Source organism: Geobacillus zalihae NBRC 101842 (assembly GCF_001544135.1).
Taxonomy (GTDB): domain Bacteria; phylum Bacillota; class Bacilli; order Bacillales; family Anoxybacillaceae; genus Geobacillus; species Geobacillus zalihae.
Window position 1 is genome coordinate 1 of the sequence record NZ_BCPV01000139.1, and the last position, 1,012, is coordinate 1,012.

1 protein-coding gene is annotated in these 1,012 nt (G+C 56.4%); it reads right to left on the reverse strand.

Features of this window, described 5'->3' with window-relative positions:
• The coding region (locus GZ1_RS17730; protein WP_157074403.1) for an IS1634 family transposase at window positions 1-1,012 on the reverse strand (1,012 nt) is incomplete at both ends.

The following is a 1,012-nucleotide window of genomic DNA, read 5'->3' on the forward strand; positions in this document are numbered from 1 at the left end:
TAGCTTCAAGATCTCTTGGGCATCCATTTGTTGGCCCTTCCATTCCTCCGGAACGGTCGTGACGAGGACAAACCGGGACGCTTTCCGTCTTGCCTGTTCCCACGCGTTTTGGTCGAATTCGACGTCAAGGCGCAAGAGATACCGCGTCTCCATCTCGGGTTCCACCCCTTTTTTCGGCCGTCCGCGCCGTTTTTTCGGGCGTACGATCTCTTCGACCGCGGCCTTGACCTGATGAAACCGTGGGCGAAGGGACATCTTGAGGGACGCTAAGGCTTGTTCAGCGTCTTCCCGGCACGAGAAAGGGTGGCGCTCCCAATGGGCTTGTTCCTCGCGAAGAAGCTCCGCTTCTTTGGTTCGTTCTTTTTCGAGCGTCTTTCCTTTTCGCTGGTCGAGCGCACTCGATTCGACGACGATCAGCCGAACGGGGTGGCCTTCATAGGTGGAGGATGTTTCCCATACCCGGTACGTGGCGCCGTTTCTCTCCGCCAGCGTAAAGGGGGCGCTCCACGGGATGTGAGGCGAATCGGCCTCCGCTAATGCCCGTTTCACGATCCGAAGCGACGAAGGGCCTCGGGTGATCAAAAAGGCGTTGGCCGCTTTGGTTTGCGCCAGAGTGTCTTTTGTCATCGCGGCGGAATCGGCCACATAAATCCATTCGTCTTCAATCTTGGCTTGTTTGAGCTGTTCGTGGACACGGGACAGCACCTCCGGATTCCACGTTTTGTCAGGCAGGTTGCCGTCGTGCACATCACCGTAAAACGGGATGCCGTCCTCGTTGCCGACCAGTCCGAAGCCGATCTGTTTTTGCCAACGATGATGGCGGTTATAGCCATGTGTGATCTGCAAAGCCTCTAACGAGGCCGATTCATACGCGCCGTAAACGGTCTTGTCCGTCGTATCGGCGTGGAAGGCTCGGAGGGAAAGGCCTTCTTTGCGATAAATATGAATCAAGCAAGTGCTGATGACGTTGTGAATGCCAGCCTCATACAGGCGATCGAGATGACGGGCCAAC